We start from the raw sequence: 19,351 nt of genomic DNA on the forward strand, positions 1-19,351 counted from the left end.
GAACCCCATGCGGGGGGAGGCAATCATGTTGTATCGGGCATTGATGATCGGGGCGCTGGCGACGCTGGCGAGTGGCTGCGCGACCGAGCGGTCGCAAGCGTTGGCCGTGCCGGCGGTGGCCGCGGCGCAGCAACCGTATCAAGGGGTGCGCAGCGCGGTGTCGATCGGAAAATTCGAGAACCGGTCGAGTTACCTGCGGGGGGTGTTCTCCGACGGTGTCGATCGCCTCGGGGGGCAGGCCAGAACGATCCTGACCAGCCATCTGCAGCGCAGCGGGCGCTTCGTCGTGATGGATCGAGAAAACCTCGGTGAAATCGCGCAAGAGGCGGCCTTTCGCGCCAAGGCCCCGCAGGTAAGGGGCGCCCGCTACCTGGTCACCGGTGACGTCACCGCTTTCGGCCGCAGGGTGACCGGCGACCGGCAACTGTTCGGCATCCTCGGACGCGGCAAGGAGCAGGTCGCCTACGCCAAGGTGGATCTCAATGTGGTCGACGTGGAGACGTCCGAAGTCGTGTATTCCGCGTCAGGCGCGGGCGAGTATGCCCTGTCCAACCGTGAAGTGGCGGGATTCGGCGGCACCGCCGGTTATGACTCCACGCTCAACGGCAAAGTGCTCGACCTGGCCATCCGCGAGGCCGTGGATGCGTTGGCAAGCGGCATGGACAGCGGCGCCTGGCGGCCCGCGCAACAGTAAAGGAAAAGACATGCCGATGTGTTGCGCCGCAGAAGGCGGTGGACTACACACGGCCTTGCGCGAAAGCCGGCCGGCGTCCATCGTGGTATTGCCGCCTTTGAATACCTCCATCGAACCCCAGGCCGCGGCGGCCGTGCTATCGCAGGCCACGCCACGCTGTCGGACAAGCGCTATGGCGTGGCGGGCCGGGCAAGCGAAGCGCTGCTCGGCGCCGGCCAACCGGGCGGGTTGCTGCCCGGGCCAAGATCGCCACGGCACACCGAAAAATGATCCGAAACCCCGGCCCTCGCACCGGGGTTTTCGCTGAGAACGGTTGCCATCAGAGGGCATCGAGCTGTTCGCGCAGCTTGAACAGGTCGTTATTGGACGCGATGCCCAGTTTGCGGAAGGCCGATGACTTCTGCGTGCTGATGGTCTTGATGCTGCGGTCGAATTTCAAGGCGATCTCGCTGACCGTCATGCCTTCCAGATAGCAGCGGATGACGTCTTTCTCCCGCGTCGACAGGGCCGCGCCCGGGGGCGGCCCGGCATGTGGCTCGGCCCACGCGCTGGCGGCGGTGCCCACGCCCACATACACCGAACCCTGCGCCACCACGTGGATGGCATCGATCAGCTCGTGCATGGGTTGGCGCTTGCCGACGAAGCCGCTGGCGCCGGCGCGCAACGCCTGCGATACCCGCGAGGGATCGGGGCTGGCGGAGAACACCAGGATGCGGACCGCGGGAAACCGGGCGCGCAGCGCCAGGATCAATGGCGTGCCGGCCAGCTGCCGTGACGGCAGCGCGTCGTCCATCACCACGATGTCGGCCGGCTGCGCGCGCAGGCCGTCGAGCAAGGCCTGGCTGCTGTCATGGATGCCGGTCAGCTCCATCCGCGTCTCCGAACTCAAGCGCACGATGAGCCCGGTGCGCACCACCGGATGGTCGTCCAGGAGCGCGATGCGCAAGCGTTTGAAGGATCTGCCGGTCGCCATGTATGCGGGATTCCAATCGAGCAAGGGAGCGGTCCGCGATGCGCCGTCGGCGCCTGTGCGGATCTGGTGCGGGCACTCTACGCAGGCCCGCCGGATGCCTGAATCGGAACGCTCCTAAATGGGTCTGCCGCGCCGCCGATTTAGTCCCAATCCGATGTGCGCCGCCAAACCCCGTTGATACAGTCCCGCCCATTCCGCCCAACGCAATCCAGCGAGGATGAAATGGCGCCCGGCAAAACCCACGCAGTCTCCCGTCTACCTTCCTTGCGCATCCTGCTGCTGATGCGCGACGGCGCGTTCGCGCGCCACACCCGATCCCTGCTGGAGGACGCGGGCGTGCGGCAATGCACGCAGGCCGCGACGCTGGCGGCCGTGACGTCCGTGCTGCGCGCGCAGGACACGGACGTCGTGATCGCCGAGATCCATGCCGACTTCAGCGACGGCCTGATGCTGGCCAGCCTGCTCAAGGAGCTGAGCGCGGCCGGCCGGCTGGCGCGCGTGCCGCAGGTCCTGTGGGTGGGCGATGCGGCCGACGCGGCGGGCGATGCCGATCGACGACCCGCTGGCGGCGAGGTGCCGGCGGGCGTCCGGCAGGGCTGGTGCCGGCAGCTGGGCGGCGTGTCGCTGAACGCATTGGCATCGCACGCGCGGCTGGCGCGGGCCGCGGGGCTGCGCGTCGAGATCGTTGGCGAGGCGGCGGCCGACGGCCTGCGCGAGGCGCTGGAGCGGCTGCCCGAAAGCGCGGCGCCCGCGCCCCGGCCGCGCGCCGCCGCGAACGCGGCGCTGCCGGACGAACAGGACGTGATCGCCGCGCTGACCTCGGGCGAGGGGTTGCGCGTCGTGTTCCAGCCGCAGTACGACCTGATGACCCGTCGCATGGTCGGCGCCGAGGCGCTGATCCGGTGGCGCCATGCGCGCCTGGGCGACATCTCGCCCGCCGTGCTGATCCCGATGGTGAACCGGCTGGGGCTGGATCTGCTGCTGTTCAGCTACATCGAGAAGAGCGCCATCGACACCCTGCTGGCGCTGGAGCGGGCGGGCATCGACCTGCCGCTGGCCGTGAACGCGTCGGCCAATACCTTGTGCGCGCCCGGCCTGGCCGAACGCCTGGCCGGCAAGATGCAGCGCGCCGGCCTGCCGCCGCGGCGCCTGAAACTGGAGCTGACCGAGGACATGGCGGCCGCCGACGAACTCTGCCTGTCGGCCTCGATCGCGGCGTTGCGGGCCAAAGGCTTCCAGGTGTCGCTGGACGATTTCGGCGCCGGCGCGGCCACGTTGGCCCTGCTGTCGCGGATGCCGTTCGACGAGATGAAGATCGATGGCGCGCTGGTGCGCGCCGTGGCGCAGGCACCGGCCTCGCGCGGCATCATCACCGGCATCGTGGCGCTGGCGCGCCTGTTCGACCTGCGCCTGGTCACCGAGGGCATCGAGGACGCCTCGACCATCGCGCTGCTGTGCCAGCTGGGTTGCCGCGTGGGCCAGGGCTACGCGCTGGCCTATCCGATGGAAGGCGCGGACTTCCTGCGCCAGGCCGGCGAGCCGCCGGCCGCCTGAGCACGTCGCGGCGCGGGCGCCGCATCCTTGCCATTCTTGACAATTGATGCGGCGGGCTTAGGAGTATTCCGATATCCGCCGCGACGGACGCTTCATACAATTTTTTGATGACGAATGATCGTCCGTCGCCCCTCCGGCGTCGCCTGCGCGGCCGGGAAAACAAATGGGGGACGCATTTCACAAAAAAATGTCAAATTATTGCCATGCATGTCCTGCTGATGCTATCAATAGGACTACTCCTAAAAATACGTCCGGCATCTTGCGAGTCTGTGACCCGATATGAAGCGCATACGCATTGCCTTGCTTGACGATCATGCGGTAGTGCGGCACGGGCTGGTCAGCCACCTGACCGCCGAGCCCGACATCGATGTGGTGGGCGCCTTTGAGAGCAGCCGGGAGCTGATGCGCGCCCTGGGCCAGACCCAGGCGGACATCCTGCTGCTGGATTTTTCGCTCGGACGCGACGAACTGGATGGCGTGTCCCTCATCCGCGCGCTGCGCGCCCGTCATCCCGACTGCCGCATCCTGGTGCTGTCCACCCACCATGAGCCCGCCACGGTTTCGCTGGCGCTGCGCGTGGGCGCCCGTGGCTTTGTCGGCAAGGGCGAGGACATGGCCGACCTGATGAAGGCGATCCGCGCCGTCGCCTCGGGCGCGATCTACCTGAGCGCCGAGATGTCCTATCAGGTGGCCGACGCCACCACCTCGGGCGCGGCCGCGCCAGAGGGCGAGACGGATGATCCCTTGCATCAGGCGTCGCTGTCGGCGCGCGAGCAGGAAGTGATCCGCTGCTTCCTGGCGGGCATGACGGTCAGCGAGATCGCCGAGAAGTTCCACCGCAGCATCAAGACCATCAGCTCGCAGAAGGCGGCCGCCTTCCGCAAGCTCGGCGTCACGTCGAACAACGACTTGTTCCGCATCCGCCAGACCTTCGATTGACCATGACCGCCCGCGCCTTCCTGGGGTTTGCCGCGGCCGCCTGCCTTGGGCTGCTGGCAGGGTCGCCCGCGTCTGCGCAGTCGCCGTCGGGATTTTCCCTGACGCAGGTCGAGCAGGCGTGGATCCAGCAGCATCCGGTGCTGCGGGTCAGCGTGCTGAGAGAGCTCGAACCGATCGAGTACCTGCAGGACGGCAACCTGCATGGCCTGTCGGCGGAGTTTCTCGACGAGGTCGCCCGCAAGACCGGCCTGCGCTTTACCTACGTGCCTGCCGATACCAGCCAGGAGCGGGTCGATATGGTCACGCGGGGCGAAGCCGACCTGATCTCGGCCTTGCGCGTCAACGGCGATGTGGCGGCGCGTTCCGGTTTCCTGCATACCGATCCGTATCACGTCAGCGCGGGGATCGTGATCACGCGTGTGAAAAGGCCCTTTCTGTTCGAGCCCGACCAGCTCAATGGCATGACGGTGACCTTGCCGTCCCTGGATCGCTACCGCGAGGAACTGCGGCGCAAGGCGCCGCGGGCTTCCTTGATCAATGGCGGCTCGTCGAGCAGGATGCTGGAGCAGGTGGCCAACGGCGAGGCCGACGCGGCGGTCGGCACCGAAGCCTTCCTGGTGCCTTATATGTATCGCGGCTACCAGGGTCAGCTGCAGATATCGGGAGTGCTGTCCGGGATGACGACCGAGATTGGCATGAGCGTGCGCGCCGACCAGCCGGTGCTGCATGGCATCCTGGAAAAGGCGCTCGCATCGATTTCGCCTGAGGAGATCCGGCAGATCCATGAACGCTGGCTCAGTCAGCACATGAACGATGATCCGACGTTCGCCGACATCACGCGGCACTTCTGGCACGAATTGGTGCTGGCGGGCCTGGTGCTGGCCTTGCTGGCCATCGTGTCCGGGGTGACCTACCGCATGCGGCAGAAGGCCGTACGCAACGAACGCGAAAAAACCATGTTCCTGGCCGTCATGAGCCATGAAATCCGCTCGCCCATGAACTCGGTGCTTGCGGCGGTGGAGTTGCTGCGCAATACGCCCTTGGACAAGCAGCAGCGACATTACGCCGAGTTGGCCAATCACGGCGCGCAATCGCTGCTGACGCTGATCGACGACGTGCTGGACGTGACCAAGCTGGAGGCCGGACAGGTCAGGCTGGAGCTGGAAGCCGTGGATCTTGCCGCGCTGGTGCGCAACGTGGTCGATCTGCACCAGCTGCGTGCGCGCGAACGCCATATCTCATTGAGCTATGACGGCGCCGTGGACCTGCCTCTCCTGATGCTGGACGATGCCCGGCTGGGCCAGGTATTGAACAACCTGGTGTCCAACGCCATCAAATTCACGGAAAGCGGTGGCGTGACCGTGCGCTACGCGCTCGAGGACAGCGACATTCCCCGGCACCGCAACCTGCGCCTGTCGGTCAGCGATACCGGCATCGGCATCGCCGAAGACGCGCAAGCCAAGCTGTTCCAGCCGTATGCCCAGGTGGCGCGGTCGTTCAGGCGGTCGGGAGGAACGGGGCTGGGGTTGGCCATCACTCGCGACCTGGTGGCGTTGATGCAGGGCAAGGTGACGTTGACCAGCCGGCTCGGCGCGGGCACCACGGTCGAGGTGTCATTGCCGGTGCAGCCGGCGCCCAGGCACGCCGTGGCGGCCGAGCCGCCGGTGCGCCAGCCGGCCGGTGCGCGGCCCGATCACGGCCTGCGGGTCCTGGTGGTGGAGGACACGCCCGCCAACCAGGCGGTGCTGCAGGCGCAGCTGGAGGGTTTCGGCTGCACCGCGGTGATTGCCCAGGACGGCGTCCAGGCGCTGGCCTGCTTCGCGCAGGGGACCTACGACCTGGTGCTGATGGATTGCGATCTGCCTGACCAGGACGGCTATGCCTTGACCATGCGCCTGCGGCTGATGGAGCGCGAGACGGGCCAGTCGCGTTGTCCGATCATCGCCATCTCGGCCTCGACCGGCGCCGACCATACCGCCCGGTGCTTCGATGCCGACATGGATGGCATCCTGGGCAAGCCCATCCGCATGCGCAAGTTGCAGGACACCATCGAACTCTGGTGCGGGGTCGAACTGGATCCCATCGCGCAGCCCGAACACGGGCGGGGCATGTTCGGGCCGGAGCAAGTGGTCGAGGCATTGCAGAGCGATTTGCATGCCTTGCTGCACCGGGCGGCGCTGCAGGACGCCGACGGCGCCCGGCGCGCGGCGCACCGCCTGTATGGCGCGGCCTTGACGGTGGAGTGGCCGGAAGTCGCGGAGCAGGCGGGTGTGCTGCAGCGCCTGCTGGCCGCCGAGCCGCCCTGGCAATTGCCCGCATGGCAGGCGGCGCTGAGCGCGCTGGCGCGCGCGTTTCGCGATAGCCGTCCGCGGCTGACGGTCACGGATGATCCTGAGGCGATCGCGGGCCTGGCGCCGCAATCGCCCTGAAGCGGCCCGGCCTACAGCGCTTCGCCGCGCCGCGCGCCCACGCCAGGGCCGCGCTGGCGGGCCGCCTCCCGTTCCGGCGTAGGCAGGTAGATCGCGCACAGCAGGTTGGCGCCGGCGATGATGGCGAACATCAGCGCCATCGGCTGCCAGGTCAGGCCGAAGGTGTGGGCCACCCACAGGCCCACCAGCGGCGTGGTGCCGCCGAAGATCGCGCCGCACAGCTGGAAGCTGAGCGAGATGCCGGTGTAGCGCATCTCCACCGGGAAGGCCAGCGGCAGGTAGGGCGCCAGCACCGCGTAGTAGGCGCCGATCAGGAAGATGGCGGTGAGGATGCCGATGGCGATGTTCTGGATGTCGCCGGTCAGGATCAGCATCATCATCGGCACGGCCCACAGCGTCGACAGCGCGGTGACCCAGATCAGGAAGCGGCGCTCGCCGACGCGGGTGGCGATGTACGAGGCGATCGGGAAGCTGATCAGCTCGACCACGCCGGCCCAGGTCACCACGTCCAGGATCTGGCTGCGCGTGATCTTCAGGTAGGTGGTGGTGTAGGTGATCATCAGGGTGGTGACGAAGTAGAACCCCGAGATGCCCAGCAGGCACAGGCCGATGCCCAGCAGCAGCGCGCGCTTGCGTTCGCGCAGCACCAGGCGGATGGGGGCGGTGCTTTCCTTTTTCTTTTCCTTCAGGCGCGCTTCCAGCTCGGGGCTCTCGTTGACGCCGCGGCGGATGACGAAGGCCACCAGCACCAGCACGCCGCTGATGATGAAGGGCAGGCGCCAGCCCCATGACAGGAAGTCCTCTTTGGGCAGGTCCGACACCAGGCGGAACACGCCGGTGGCCAGGATCAGGCCGATGGGGCTGCCGTACTGCGGCGCCGAGGCCAGGAAGGTGCGCCACTTGGGCGGCGCGTGTTCGGCCGCGATCAGCACCGCGCCGCCCCATTCGCCGCCCACCGCGATGCCCTGCACCAGCCGCAGCGCGACCAGCAGCACCACGGCGGCCAGGCCGATGGAATGATAGGAGGGCAGCAGCCCGATCAGCGTGGTGGCCACGCCCATCAGCAGCAGCGTGATGACCAGGCTCTGCTTGCGGCCGACGCGGTCGCCGAGGTGGCCGAACAGCACCGCGCCGACCGGCCGCGCGAAGAAGCCGATGGCGAAGGTGCCGAGCGAGGCCAGCGTGCCCATGTAGGGATCGTTGGTGGCGAAGAACACGTCGCCGAACACCAGGGCGGCCGCCGTGGCGTAACAGTAGAAGTCGTACCACTCGATCATGGTGCCGAAGAATGCCGCGGCCGCGGCCCTGACCGGCTGTCTGCGGCCGTTTGAGTCGTTCATTTCATTCCCCTTGTTGGTCGCGGCTGGCCTGTCGGCGCCGCATTGAATACGGCGTTGACGATAGCAACTACTGGCTATATCTTGTATAGCCACAATCCAATCAGACATAGGTCCACTTCATGAAGGAAGTCCTGCTCGCCGACCTGCTCTCGGGCGCGCTGTCGCGCGAATCGGCGGACCCGCTGCAAAAACAGATCTACGACATCGTGCGGCGCGGCGTGCTGGACCACACGCTGGTGGCGGGGCAGCGCCTGCCGTCGTCGCGCGTGCTGGCGCAGGACCTGGGCATTTCACGCATCACGGTGACGCTGGCTTACGAACGGCTGATCGCCGAGAACTACCTGAGCGCGCGCGGCGGCAGCGGCACCTTCGTCGAGAAGACGGTGGACCGGCCGCTGCTGCCGCCGGCCTCGCCCGAGCACGTGCAGCGCCACGTGCCGGGCCTGTCGACGCGCGGCGAGACCATCGCCGGCGGCGCGGCGGGGCTGGGCCAGCACACCGGCGCCTTCGTGCCGGGCGTGGCCGACGCCAGCCTGTTTCCGTTCCACCTGTGGCGCCGGCTGGTGTCGCGCCACCTGGGCAAGTCGAACCTGGCGCTGTCGGGCTACGCCAAGGACGGCGCGGGTTTCCTGCCGCTGCGCGAGGCCATCGCCAGCTATCTGCGGCTGGCGCGGGCCGTGGTGTGCGAGCCGGAGCAGGTCATCGTCACGGCGGGCACGCACCAGTCGGTGGACCTGTGCGCGCGCATGCTGGCGGGGGCGGGCGACGCCGCGCTGGTGGAAAGCCCGTGCCACTGGGCCTTTCCGCCGGTGCTGGCGGCGGCCGGGGTGCGCGCGTACGCGGCGGTGGTCGACGAGCAGGGCCTGGATCTGGCGGCCAGCAAGCTGCCGCGCCGCGCCCGATTGCTGATCACCAGCCCGTCGCATCAATACCCCACCGGCGTGGTGATGCCGCTGGCGCGGCGCCTGGAACTGCTGCAGGCGGCGCGGGCGCGCGGCCTGTGGGTGCTGGAGGACGACTACGACAGCGAGTTCCGCTACGACGGCGCGCCGATCCCGTCGCTGCAGGGCCTGGATGCCGACGGCCGCGTGATCTACATGGGCACGTTCAGCAAGACCATGTTCGCCGGCTTGCGCATGAGCTACATGGTGGTGCCGCCGCAGGTGGCCGAGTCGTTCTCGCGCGCCTGCGCCAGCATCTATCGGCCGGGGCAGCTGCACTTGCAGGCGGCGCTGGCCGACTTCATGGCGGACGGCCATTTCTCGCACAACATCAAGCGCATGCGCACCGAATACGCCGGCCGCCAGATCGTGCTGCGCGAGGCAATCGCGGCGCGCGTCGGCGACCAGGTGCAGTTGTCGCAAGCGCGCGCCGGGCTGCATGTGTATGCGCGGCTCGACCGCAAGGTGTCGGTGCCGCGGCTGGCCGAGGCCGCCCGCGACGAGGGGATCGTGCTGGGCCAGCCGCACTACCTGCCCGATGCCGCGCGCGCGGCGGCGCCGGCGGTGGTGCTGGGCTATGGCGGCGTGCCGTGCGAACGCATCGACGACGGCGTGGCCCGCTTCGCGCGGGCGCTGGGCCGCGTCACCGAGGCCCGGCCGGCGCGCCGCGCCAGGCGCTGAACCGGCGCGTTGGCCGCGGCGCGCGGCGGTGCGGGTCGCGCCAGGCCGCCGCGTCCGCTTGCCGCCTACAGTTCCGCCAGCGTCTCATCCGCCGCCGCCAGCAGCAGGTCGGCATGCTCCCGCGCGAACGGCAGTTGCGGCCGCAGCTTGAGCACGTTGCCGTGCAGGCCGGTGGCGCTGAGCAGCACGCGGCGCTGGCGCATCAGGTTGACGAAGCGATGCGTTTCTTCCTTGGCCGGTGTTTTCGCGGCGCGGTCGCGCACCAGTTCGACGCCGATGAAGAGGCCGTCGCCGCGCACGTCGCCGATCAGCGCGTGACGCTCGGCCAGCGCGCGGAAGCCGTCGCGCAGGTACTGCCCGGTGCGGGCGGCGTTGGCCTGCAGGCCTTCGTCCTCGATCACCGAGAGCGTGGCCTGGGCCGCGGCGCAGGCCACCGGATTGCCGCCGAAGGTGTTGAAGTAGCGCGCCTCGCGGCCGAAGCGTTCCAGGATGTCGGGGCGCGAGACCATCGCGGCGATGGGGTGGCCGTTGCCCATCGGCTTGCCCATGGTGACGATGTCCGGCACCAGGCCGTGGCGCTGGAAGCCCCACATGCACGAGCCGGTGCGGGCGAAGCCGGCCTGCACTTCGTCGGCGATGAACAGGCCGCCGGCGTCGCGGATGGCCTGCACCGCCGGCGCCAGGAAGCCGGCCGGGTCGCTGTAGACGCCGTCGCTGGACAGGATCGTGTCCACCAGCAGCGCGGCCGGCTTGATGCCGTGGCGCCGCATGTCGTCGATGGCGGCCTGCACCTGCCGGCCGAACCATTCTCCGAGCGTGGCCGGATCGTGGCGGTAGCTGTCGGGCGCGGCCACGGCGCGGGTGTCCACGCCCAGCGGCACCGCCTGGCCGAGCGACGGCGAAACGGCCGCCACCGCGGCGGTGACGCCGTGGTAGGCCAGCTGCGTGACGATGACGCCGGTGCCGCCGGTGTGGCTGCGCGCCACGCGCAGCGCCAGGTCGTTGGCCTCGCTGCCGGTGCAGGTGAAGATGACCTGCGACAGCGGCTGCGGGAACGTCGCCAGCAGGCGCTCGGCGTAGTCGAGCACGCCGTCGTGCAGGTAGCGGGTGTGGGTGTTCAGCACCGCCGCCTGTTCGGCGATGGCGCGCACCACGCGCGGATGGCTGTGGCCCACCGACGCCACGTTGTTGTAGGCATCCAGGTAGCGCTGGCCGTCGGCGCCATGCAGCCACACGCCTTCGCCGCGCACGATGTGCAGCGGCTGGTCGTAGAACAGGCGGTAGGCCGGCCCCAGCACGCGCTGGCGGCGGGCGATCAGGTCGCGTTCGGCCTGCGGCAGCGCGTCGGCCGCGGCGGGGTCGAAGGCGTTGAGCATGGCTTGGTCTCGGCTCATACAAGAGTCTCCATCGGGGTCTGGCTGGCGGCCAGCAGGATGTCGCTGGCCTGCTGCCGGGGCAGGGCGTCCAGGCGCGCCAGGCCGGTCCAGGCCAGGCCGTTGTTGCGCAGGATGTACTGGCGGTTCTCGGGGTGCTGCTGCGCGCGCCAGCCGGTGATGGCCACCGTGATCAAGAGGCGCGTGGCGATCAGGTCGGGCAGCAGCGCGATTTCGGTTTCGGTCAGGGGCAGCGTCTGGTGGTAACTCGCCAGGCACTGGCGCAGGCCCGCCGACAGCGGGTCGGGCGCGTCGTCCAGCAGGTAGGCGGCAGCCACGGCCAGGTCCTGCGCCAGGGGGGCGCGCACCATGTCGCCGAAGTCGAGCAGCGCCGCGATCTGTTCGGGATCGTCGCGCGCGACCATCACGTTGTAGGGGTTGAGATCGTTGTGGATGACCTGGCGCCGCAACCCGCCCAGGCGCGGCCGCAGGTCATCGACGAAGCGTTCGAGCTGGCGTTCGGCCAGCCGCCGGCGGTCCGCCTCGGGGATCTTCGGCAGCAGGTCGGCGATGCGCTCGGCGTGCTGCAGGTCCCACAGCAGTTCGTGGTCGGCCATGGCGTGATCGAAGCCGGCCAGGGCCAGGTCGAACTGCGCCAGGGCGCGGCCCAAGGCGCGGTATTGCGCCGGGCTGCGCGCCACCTGGTGCAGCGGCACGCCATCCACGAAGGTCATCAGCCGCAGCGCGCGGCGCGCGCCGTCGCCAGCGTCGTGCCAATGCACGTAGTCGCCTTGCAGACCCGGGATCAGGCGCGGCACCGGCGGTTCGCCGTCGGCCCGCATCAGGCGCAGCTGCGCCTGGGTGTGGAAGTCGGTGACCGCCGGGTCCTCGGCGGGGTGGGTGGCCTTGAGCACGTAGGCGCCGCCGTCGGCCGCGCGCAGCAGGAAGTTCTGGTCACGCTCGCTCGACAGCAGAGTGGCCCGCGTCGCCAGGCCGTAGTGGCGCAGCGCCAGGGCTTCGGCCTCGGGCAGGGACAATTTGGGCGGCTCGGCCGCGAACAGCGCCTGGCCGGCGCTGGAGGGGTTGCTGCGGCTCATGCTTGGCGCTCTTCCAGTCCGCACCATTCGGCGATGAACAGCGCGATGGTCTGGGTGACCTTGCGCACCGATTCCAGGTTGACCGCCTCGTCGTAACCGTGCGGCATGCGGCATTCCGGGCCGTAGACGATGGCCGGGGTGTCGGCGTACAGGCCATAGAAGCGGGCGTCGGTCGCGGCCGAGGTGGCGTATTCGCGCAGCGGCTCGCCGAACACCTGTTCGTGCGCGGCGCGCAGCGCGGCCTCGGCCTCGTCGGCGTTCTGCAGTTCGTAACCCTCGGCCATGAAGCCGTGGTAGATCACCTTGGGCGGATGCTTGGCCAGGAACGGATCGCGCGCCGCCGCCTGGGCCACGAAGGCCTCGATCTCGGCGCGCGCGGCCTCCAGGCTCTGGCCGGGGTAGACCGCCACGCGCATGTCGAAGGTGCACCAGGCCGGCACGCTGGACGGCCAGTCGCCGCCGGCGATCTTGCCGAGGTTGAAGCGGATCGGGTGGGGGTGGTCGCAGAAGTGGCGGTGGTCGCACTTGTTGGCGTTCCAGCGGGTTTCCAGTTCGTCCAGCGCCTGGATCAGGAAGATCGCCTTCTGGATGGCGTTGGCGCCGGCGCCGGTGAAGGCGGCCGAGGCGTGCTGGGGGTCGCCTTCGACCTGCACCTGGAACCACATCGGCCCGACCTGGGCGCGCATCAGCATGGGCAGCAGCGGTTCCGGGATGAAGGCGGCGTCGGCGCGGTAGCCGCGCGCCAGGCAGGCCAGGGCGCCGTTGCCGGTGCATTCCTCTTCCACCACCGATTGCAGGAACACGTCGCCGGCCGGCGCCAGGCCGATCGCGGCCAGCGCGTCCATGGCCGAGAGGCAGGCGACCAGGCCCGATTTCATGTCGCCGGCGCCGCGACCGTGCATCCAGCCGTCGACGATGGCCGGGTCGTAGGGATCGCGGCTCCATTGCGCCAGCGGGCCGACCGGCACCACGTCGATGTGGCCGTTCAGGATCAGCGAGCGGCCCTTCAGGCTGCGCGCGCGGTGCGCGCCGACCACGTTGTAGGCGTTGTCATAGGACACCGCCACCGGCGAAAAGCCCGGCAGGTGGCGGATGGCGTCGACGTCGATGCGCCAGCGGTCCACCGCGTAGCCGCGTTCGGCGTAGCGCGCCGCCATGAAGTCCTGCGCGGTGGCTTCCTCGCCGCGCTGCGAGGGCAGGCGCACCAGTTGCGCCGTCAGTTCGGTCTGGGCCGCGAAGCCCGCGTCCACGGCTTGGAGGATGCGCTGCCGGAGCGCCGGGGTCAGTTCTGGCATGGATGTGCTCGAGTTTGACTATCAATCCGGCCATCCTAGGCAAAATTGGATCGGTGAAAAATAGCCAATCCTGGTTATTTGATATAGCCACTTTCGGTGCGCGGCGCCCCGGGGCCGCCGCCCGGGTCAGTCCGCCAGCAGTTCCTCCAGCTTCGCCTTGAGCGAGGTGGCGCGCTCGGGGGCGCGCGCCAGCCCCGAGCGGGCGAAGGCGTGCGCCCGTGGCGTGTCGCCCAGGTGGCGGGCGATGCGGGCCAGGTTCAGCGTCCTGGCCGGGTGGATGGCGTCGGGATCGGTCTGCCGCAGCAGCCGCTCGCAACTGGCGGGGTAGGCGTCGTGCCCGGCGAAGAAGGCATGGCCCTGGCGCGCCCATTCGCTGACGATGAAAGCGACGTTTTCCTCGGCGCTGGCCGCGTCGAGGCCATAGGCCCAGCCGAACGCGGGGCCGGGCGGCGGGTCGATGCGCTCGCGGAACACGCAGTGCGATTCCTCGATCTCGGCCGGGGGCACGAAGGCGCCGCCTTCGCAGGGCAGGAAATCGTAGTGCGCGCCCAGGTTCAGGTAGCAGGCCTTGCCGCCGCTGGCGCCCTGCACATTGAAGACGTGCACGATGGGGCCGCGGATGCGCCGCAGGGTCTGGCCCGAGCCTTCGAACCCCTCGGCCTTCAGGATGGGGTAGAGGTGTCTGGTCAGGAGCTTGAGGAACGCGGTGCGGGTCATGGCGGCCTTGCGCAAAGGGCGGTGGGGCAATCATTGAACCGTGGGCGCGGGCGGCGTGTGCGGCAAATCGTGACTTGTGAAACCGAAGGTGGCGCGGGCGGGCATGCGAATTGCTGCATACCCAACCGCCGCCGGCGGATTGGCGTTGGCGCCCGTCGGCGCGACAATAGCGCCAGGCGGCAAACCCAAACAGCGTGCGGGGCGGCGGTCGGGCCCCGAAGGAGAGCGGCATCATGGCGACGCGAACCATCTGGAAAGGGGCGATTTCGTTCGGGCTGGTGCACATCCCGGTGGGCCTGCACACGGCGACGACCGAATCGGGCGTGGACTTCGACTGGCTCGACAAGCGCTCGATGGACCCGGTCGGCTACAAGCGCATCAACAAGCGCACCGGCAAGGAAATCGACAAGGACAACATCGTCAAGGGGGTGGAGTACGAGGACGGCCAGTACGTCATCATCTCCCCGGAGGAGATCAGCGGCGCCTATCCGCGCACCACGCAGACCATCGAGATCCAGCAGTTCGTCGATGCGGCCGAGGTGCCGTTCGTGTACCTGGAGCGGCCCTACTACCTGGCGCCGATCGACAAGGGCCAGAAGGTCTACGCCCTGCTGCGCGACACGCTGGCCAGGAGCGGCAAGATCGGCATCGCCAAGGTGGTGATCCAGACCAAGCAGCACCTGGCCGCGCTGATCCCGGCGGGCGACGCGCTGGTGCTGAACCTGATGCGCTGGGGCGACGAGGTCAAGGCCGCCGACGACCTGGACCTGCCCAAGTCCGGCGCCAAGGCCACGTCGCCCAGCGCCAGCGAACTGAAGATGGCGCGCATGCTGGTCGAGGATATGTCCGGCCATTGGGACCCGGGGCAGTACAAGGACGAGTTCAAGGCCGCGGTCATGGACCTGGTGGCGCGCAAGGTCAAGGCGGGCAAGACCGAGACGGTGGTCGAGCCGCGGGAGGAATCGCCGGCCTATGCCGATAACGTCATCGACCTGACCGAGTTGCTGCAGCGCAGCCTGAAGGGGCGGGCGCCGGGCAAGGCGTCGAACGGCGGCGGGTCTCGGACGGCGGCCAGGAAGACCGCGAGGAAGGCGGTGACCAAGGCGGCTACCAAGGCCGCAACCAAAGTCGCAACCAAAGCGACCAACAAGGCGACCACGAAGACGACCACGAAAACAGCGAACGGCAAGGCCGGCACCTCGGCCAAGACCCGCAAGGCGGCCTGACCATGACCGACACCCTGGCGAAGTACCGCGCCAAGCGCGATTTCAAGGTGACGTCGGAGCCGGTCGGCGGCGGCGAGGCCAACGCGGCCGCGCGCGCCTTCGTGATCCAGAAGCACTGGGCCAGCCACCTGCATTACGACTTCCGGCTGGAACTGGACGGCGCGATGAAGAGCTGGGCCGTGCCCAAGGGACCCAGTTTCGACCCGTCGGTCAAGCGCATGGCGGTACAGGTCGAAGACCATCCCATCGCCTACAACCGCTTCGAGGGCGAGATACCGAAAGGCCAGTACGGCGCCGGCAAGGTCATCATCTGGGACCGGGGCACCTGGACGCCGGTGGGCGACCCGGCCGACGGCTACGAGCGCGGCCATCTCAAGTTCGACCTGCACGGGGTCAAGCTGCGCGGGCGCTGGGCCCTGATCCGCATGAAGGGGCGGGGATCCGAGAAGCAGCCGCCCTGGCTGCTGGTGAAGGACCGCGATGCCGCCGCCCGCGCCGAAAGCGAGTTCAGCGTGGTCGACGAGCAGCCCGACAGCGTGGTGTCGGCGCCTAAAGCGCGGGCACGCCGGGTGCCCGCGGCGGCGCCGGCCGCCTCGCCACCGCCCAAGGCAAGCGAGTCGCATCTGCCTGGCGTGGCGGCGACATTGCCCGACCTGCTCAAGCCGCAATTGGCGACGCTGGTCGAAGGCGTGCCGCGCCAGGCCGACCAGGATTGGATCTACGAGATGAAGTTCGACGGCTACCGGCTGCTGGCGCGGCTGGACCACGGCGAGGTGCGCCTGTACACGCGCAACGGCCACGACTGGGCGCCGAAGCTGCCACACCTGGCGGCGGCGCTGCGGCGCATGCCGCTGGAAACCGCGTGGCTGGACGGCGAGATCGTGACGCTGGCCGACAACGGCGCGCCCAGCTTCCAGGCCTTGCAGAACGCTTTCGACGGCGAACGCACCGGCGGCATCCTGTTCTATGTGTTCGACCTGCCTTACGTGACCGGCCGCGACCTGCGCGGCGAGCCGCTGCGGGTGCGCCGCGCGGTGCTGGCGCGGGTGATGGAGGCGGCCGGCGGCGACCCGCTGCGTTTCAGCGACGCGTTCGACGCGGCCCCGGCCGACCTGTTGGCGTCGGCCTGCAAGATGGGGCTGGAGGGCATCATCGCCAAGCGCCTGTCCTCGCCGTATGTCTCGCGCCGCAGCGACAACTGGATCAAGCTCAAGTGCGCGCGGCGCCAGGAATTCGTCGTGGTCGGCTACACCGATCCCAAGGGCGCGCGGGTGGGGCTGGGCGCGTTGCTGCTGGCGTATCACGACGAGGCCGGCCAGCTGGTGTACGCCGGCAAGGTCGGCACCGGGTTCGACGACGCCGGATTGGCCGCGCTGCGGGAGCGGCTGGCGGCGCTGGAGACGCGCCAGGCCAGCGTCAAGGCCGGCGGCATTGGCCGCGGCGCGCACTGGGTGCGGCCCGAACTGGTGGCGGAAGTGTCGTTCGGCGAATGGACGGAATCGGGCCATGTGCGCCATCCCGTGTTCCGTGGGCTGCGCACCGACAAGCCGGCGCGCGCGATTACCAGGGAGGCGGCGATGGCAGCGGATGCGATGCGGGAGGCCGGAGCGGGCGAAACGACGCGGCAGGGCAGCAAGGCGACTGCCAAGGCAACAACCAAGGCGACAGGCAGGACCACGGCCAAGGCCGCCGGCAAGCTGACCCACCCAGAACGCGTCATCGACCCATCCACCGGCCTGACCAAGCTGGACCTGGCGCGCTACTACGGCCTGGTGGCGCCGATGCTGCTGCGCCACCTGGAGGACCGCCCGGTCTCGTTCCTGCGCGCGCCGGCCGGCATCGAGGGCGAGTTCTTCTTCCAGAAGCACCTGGAAGCGCCGATGCCGGGCGTGAAGCCGTTGCCGCAGGCCCTGGACCCGGACCACCCGCCCTTGATGGAAGTGCCGACGCCGCAGGCAGTCATGTCGGCCGCGCAGATGAACGTGGTGGAGTTCCACACCTGGAACGCCGTCAAAAGCGCCATCGGCAAGCCCGACCGCATGGTGTTCGACCTGGACCCGGGCGAGGGCGTGGCGTGGGACGCCGTGCAGCGTGGCGCGCAATTGCTGCGCGTGCTGCTGACCGAGATCGGCCTGCGCGGCTGGCTCAAGACCAGCGGCGGCAAGGGCCTGCACGTGGTGGTGCCGCTGCGCCGCCAATACGACTGGGACACGGTCAAGGCGTTCTCGCAGGCCATCGTGCAGCACCTGGCGCGCACGCTGCCGCAGGTGTTCGTGGCCAAGAGCGGCCCGAAGAACCGGGTCGGCCGGATCTTCGCCGACTATCTGCGCAACGGTTTCGGCGCCACCACGGTGGCGGCCTGGTCGGCGCGCGCGCGGCCGGGGATGGGGGTCTCGGTGCCGCTGGCGTGGGAGGAACTGGAGCAGGTCCGCGCCAGCGACCAGTGGACCATCGCCAACATCCACGAGCGCCTGGATGTGGGCGATACGCCATGGGACGACTCTACGCCGCAGGCCATCGCCGGCGCCATGAAAGCGATGGACTTCACGCCGGGTCGATGACCTGCCGGCGCGGCGCGGTCAGTCGTCGCCAGCCGCCGCCAACGCGACGGATTCGCGCGTGCGCGTGCCGATGCCGAACACCTGCGCCACGACGCCCATGGCGACGATGACGCCGGCCAGGATCGAGGTGTAGACCACCTCGTTGCGGTAGGTGCCCTCGATCACCATGGTGACCAGCGCGGCGATGATGCAGACGATCACCGCGTACGTCAGCCACGGGAACAGCCACATCCTGAATTCCAGCCGCACGCCGCGCGCCTGCAGGCGCTGGCGCATGCGCAGCTGCGAGCAGGCGATCGCCAGATAGACGAACAGCGCGATGGTGCCGGTGGCCTGCATCAGCACGTCATAGACGTCCATCTTCGAGGTGGCCATCATCCAGACGGCGGCGAAGGCGAACAGGCTGGAGATGATGACGCCGACATACGGCGTGCCGGTCTTGCGGCCGGTGATCTGCATGACGCGGTGGGCGTCGCCGCGCCTGGCCAGCGAGTAGAGCATGCGCGAGGCGGTGTAGAGCGCCGAGTTGAAGCAGCTGCACACCGAGGTCAGCACGATGAAGTTGACGATCAACTGCGCGTGCGGAATGCCGAGCGCGTCGAGCGCGACGTTGTAGGTGCCCTGGGTCGGCTCGGTCAGGCCCGGGGCGTTGTACGGCACCAGGCAGACCACGATGAAGATCGAGCCCACGTAGAACAGGCAGATGCGCCACACCACCGAGCGCGTGGTCTTGATGATCTCGCGGCCCGGGTCGGCCGATTCGGCGGCGGCGACGGTGACGATCTCGGCGCCGATGAAGGCGAACATCACGCCCAGCAGCGCCACCACCACGGACTTGGGACCGTTGGGCATGAAGCCCTGGCTGGTCAGGTGGCTCCAGCCGTTGGCCTCGCCCCACGGCCACACGTGCGCCAGCGCCAGGCTGCCCATGACCAGGAACAGCACGATGGCCACGACCTTGATGAGCGCGAACCAGAATTCGAATTCGCCGTAGTTGCGCACGTTGAGGAAGTTGACGATCAGCAGCGACACCGTCACCAGCAGCGCGTAGCCCCAGGCCGGCGCCATCGGGAACCAGCCGTGCAGGATCTGCCCGGCGACGTAGGCTTCCCAGCCCATCAGCAAGGCCCAGAAGTACCAGTAGAGCCAGCCGATGGTGAAGCCGGCCCAGCGCCCGATGGCGCGGTCGGCGTAGGTCGAGAATGAGCCGGTGTCCGGCTGCGCGACCGCCATTTCACCCAGCATGCGCATGGCCAGGATGACCAGGATGCCGCCGCCGACATAGGCCAGGATGACGGCCGGCCCGGCCAGGGCGATCTGCTTGCCGGAACCCACGAACAGCGCGGCGCCGATGACGCCGGCGATGGACATCATCGTGAGATGGCGGGACTTGAGGCCGCCCTTGAGTTCGGTATTGGGGGTGTTCTCCAACTTCTTCTCCTCTCCAGATGCGCGGGGGCCATGGCGTGTTCGCCATCGGAATGGAAAAGAGGCATGTCCCCTGCCGGTTTATCGCTTTTTGCTATTAAGC

At 68.9% G+C, this 19,351-nt stretch carries 15 protein-coding genes; 8 read left to right on the plus strand and 7 right to left on the minus strand.

The genetic code is table 11. The features are described 5' to 3' along the window. Positions 1 to 25: 25 nt before the first annotated feature. Positions 26 to 694: a CsgG/HfaB family protein gene (locus I6I07_RS17470; protein WP_198483031.1), complete on the plus strand. Its 669-nt coding sequence runs from the start codon at positions 26 to 28 to the stop codon at positions 692 to 694. Positions 695 to 710: 16 nt separating this feature from the next. Beyond that, the gene (locus I6I07_RS17475; RefSeq protein ID WP_232626124.1) at positions 711 to 1,001 is read left to right on the plus strand and encodes a GNA1162 family protein; all 291 of its coding nucleotides are present in this window, start codon (positions 711 to 713) and stop codon (positions 999 to 1,001) included. 12 nt (positions 1,002 to 1,013) lie between these two features. Here the strand turns inward: I6I07_RS17475 and I6I07_RS17480 are convergent, their stop codons facing one another. Further along, complete coding sequence (locus I6I07_RS17480; protein WP_232625626.1) at positions 1,014 to 1,667, minus strand: response regulator transcription factor; 654 nt, start codon at positions 1,665 to 1,667, stop codon at positions 1,014 to 1,016. A gap of 264 nt (positions 1,668 to 1,931) precedes the next feature. On the opposite strand from I6I07_RS17480, the gene I6I07_RS17485 reads away from it, so the two are divergent. The 3 genes from I6I07_RS17485 to I6I07_RS17495 all read left to right on the plus strand — a co-directional run bounded on the left by I6I07_RS17485 (position 1,932) and on the right by I6I07_RS17495 (position 6,589). Beyond that, a complete protein-coding gene (locus I6I07_RS17485) occupies positions 1,932 to 3,221 on the plus strand; it encodes an EAL domain-containing protein (RefSeq protein ID WP_198483032.1) in 1,290 nt (429 codons plus the stop codon). 300 nt (positions 3,222 to 3,521) lie between these two features. Next, complete coding sequence (locus tag I6I07_RS17490) at positions 3,522 to 4,160, plus strand: response regulator transcription factor (RefSeq protein ID WP_332840418.1); 639 nt, start codon at positions 3,522 to 3,524, stop codon at positions 4,158 to 4,160. 2 nt (positions 4,161 to 4,162) lie between these two features. Continuing rightward, positions 4,163 to 6,589, plus strand: coding sequence for an ATP-binding protein (locus I6I07_RS17495; RefSeq protein WP_198483034.1), 2,427 nt, complete (start codon positions 4,163 to 4,165; stop codon positions 6,587 to 6,589). 11 nt (positions 6,590 to 6,600) lie between these two features. Here the strand turns inward: I6I07_RS17495 and I6I07_RS17500 are convergent, their stop codons facing one another. After that, positions 6,601 to 7,929 (minus strand): MFS transporter, encoded by a 1,329-nt coding sequence (locus I6I07_RS17500; RefSeq protein WP_198483035.1) that lies wholly within the window; start codon positions 7,927 to 7,929, stop codon positions 6,601 to 6,603. Between the two features lie 119 nt (positions 7,930 to 8,048). Here I6I07_RS17500 and I6I07_RS17505 point away from each other — a divergent pair, with 119 nt between their 5' ends. After that, on the plus strand, positions 8,049 to 9,551 hold the full coding sequence (locus I6I07_RS17505; protein WP_198483036.1) for a PLP-dependent aminotransferase family protein: 1,503 nt from the start codon (positions 8,049 to 8,051) through the stop codon (positions 9,549 to 9,551). Positions 9,552 to 9,616: 65 nt separating this feature from the next. On the opposite strand, the gene I6I07_RS17510 is transcribed toward I6I07_RS17505, so the two are convergent. From I6I07_RS17510 to I6I07_RS17525, 4 genes are all read right to left on the minus strand, one after another. Beyond that, positions 9,617 to 10,945, minus strand: a complete 1,329-nt coding sequence (locus tag I6I07_RS17510; RefSeq protein ID WP_198483037.1) for an aspartate aminotransferase family protein — start codon at positions 10,943 to 10,945, stop codon at positions 9,617 to 9,619. Continuing rightward, positions 10,942 to 12,021 carry a phosphotransferase gene (locus I6I07_RS17515; protein WP_198483038.1) on the minus strand — a complete coding sequence of 360 codons (1,080 nt, stop codon included), beginning with the start codon at positions 12,019 to 12,021 and terminating at the stop codon, positions 10,942 to 10,944. Before I6I07_RS17515 ends, I6I07_RS17510 begins: the two co-directional genes overlap by 4 nt. Continuing rightward, on the minus strand, positions 12,018 to 13,316 hold the full coding sequence (locus I6I07_RS17520; protein ID WP_198483039.1) for an ArgE/DapE family deacylase: 1,299 nt from the start codon (positions 13,314 to 13,316) through the stop codon (positions 12,018 to 12,020). The genes I6I07_RS17515 and I6I07_RS17520 overlap by 4 nt, the downstream gene beginning before the upstream one ends. A 126-nt stretch (positions 13,317 to 13,442) precedes the next feature. Further along, a complete protein-coding gene (locus I6I07_RS17525) occupies positions 13,443 to 14,033 on the minus strand; it encodes a DUF4304 domain-containing protein (RefSeq protein WP_198483040.1) in 591 nt (196 codons plus the stop codon). Between the two features lie 233 nt (positions 14,034 to 14,266). Here I6I07_RS17525 and I6I07_RS17530 point away from each other — a divergent pair, with 233 nt between their 5' ends. Both I6I07_RS17530 and ligD read left to right on the plus strand, forming a co-directional pair. After that, positions 14,267 to 15,259, plus strand: coding sequence for a Ku protein (locus tag I6I07_RS17530; RefSeq protein WP_198483041.1), 993 nt, complete (start codon positions 14,267 to 14,269; stop codon positions 15,257 to 15,259). A 2-nt stretch (positions 15,260 to 15,261) separates the two neighbouring features. Continuing rightward, positions 15,262 to 17,820, plus strand: a complete 2,559-nt coding sequence (gene ligD, locus I6I07_RS17535) for a DNA ligase D (protein ID WP_198483042.1) — start codon at positions 15,262 to 15,264, stop codon at positions 17,818 to 17,820. Positions 17,821 to 17,838: 18 nt separating this feature from the next. Here ligD and I6I07_RS17540 read toward each other — a convergent pair whose 3' ends face one another. Then, positions 17,839 to 19,251, minus strand: coding sequence for an amino acid permease (locus I6I07_RS17540; protein WP_198483043.1), 1,413 nt, complete (start codon positions 19,249 to 19,251; stop codon positions 17,839 to 17,841). Positions 19,252 to 19,351: the final 100 nt, after the last annotated feature.

Origin of the sequence: Achromobacter deleyi (genome assembly GCF_016127315.1) — a bacterium.
Lineage (GTDB): Bacteria > Pseudomonadota > Gammaproteobacteria > Burkholderiales > Burkholderiaceae_B > Achromobacter > Achromobacter insuavis_A.

Bases quoted from the DNA above. Each gene is read 5' to 3' on its own strand.
- I6I07_RS17470 (WP_198483031.1), top strand. From the start codon at position 26: ATGTTGTATCGGGCATTGATGATCGGGGCGCTGGCGACGCTGGCGAGT.
- I6I07_RS17475 (WP_232626124.1), top strand. From the start codon at position 711: ATGTGTTGCGCCGCAGAAGGCGGTGGACTACACACGGCCTTGCGCGAA.
- I6I07_RS17480 (WP_232625626.1), bottom strand. From the start codon at position 1,667: ATGGCGACCGGCAGATCCTTCAAACGCTTGCGCATCGCGCTCCTGGAC.
- I6I07_RS17495 (WP_198483034.1), top strand. From the start codon at position 4,163: ATGACCGCCCGCGCCTTCCTGGGGTTTGCCGCGGCCGCCTGCCTTGGG.
- I6I07_RS17500 (WP_198483035.1), bottom strand. From the start codon at position 7,929: ATGAACGACTCAAACGGCCGCAGACAGCCGGTCAGGGCCGCGGCCGCG.
- I6I07_RS17505 (WP_198483036.1), top strand. From the start codon at position 8,049: ATGAAGGAAGTCCTGCTCGCCGACCTGCTCTCGGGCGCGCTGTCGCGC.
- I6I07_RS17510 (WP_198483037.1), bottom strand. From the start codon at position 10,945: ATGAGCCGAGACCAAGCCATGCTCAACGCCTTCGACCCCGCCGCGGCC.
- I6I07_RS17515 (WP_198483038.1), bottom strand. From the start codon at position 12,021: ATGAGCCGCAGCAACCCCTCCAGCGCCGGCCAGGCGCTGTTCGCGGCC.
- I6I07_RS17520 (WP_198483039.1), bottom strand. From the start codon at position 13,316: ATGCCAGAACTGACCCCGGCGCTCCGGCAGCGCATCCTCCAAGCCGTG.
- I6I07_RS17525 (WP_198483040.1), bottom strand. From the start codon at position 14,033: ATGACCCGCACCGCGTTCCTCAAGCTCCTGACCAGACACCTCTACCCC.
- I6I07_RS17530 (WP_198483041.1), top strand. From the start codon at position 14,267: ATGGCGACGCGAACCATCTGGAAAGGGGCGATTTCGTTCGGGCTGGTG.
- ligD (WP_198483042.1), top strand. From the start codon at position 15,262: ATGACCGACACCCTGGCGAAGTACCGCGCCAAGCGCGATTTCAAGGTG.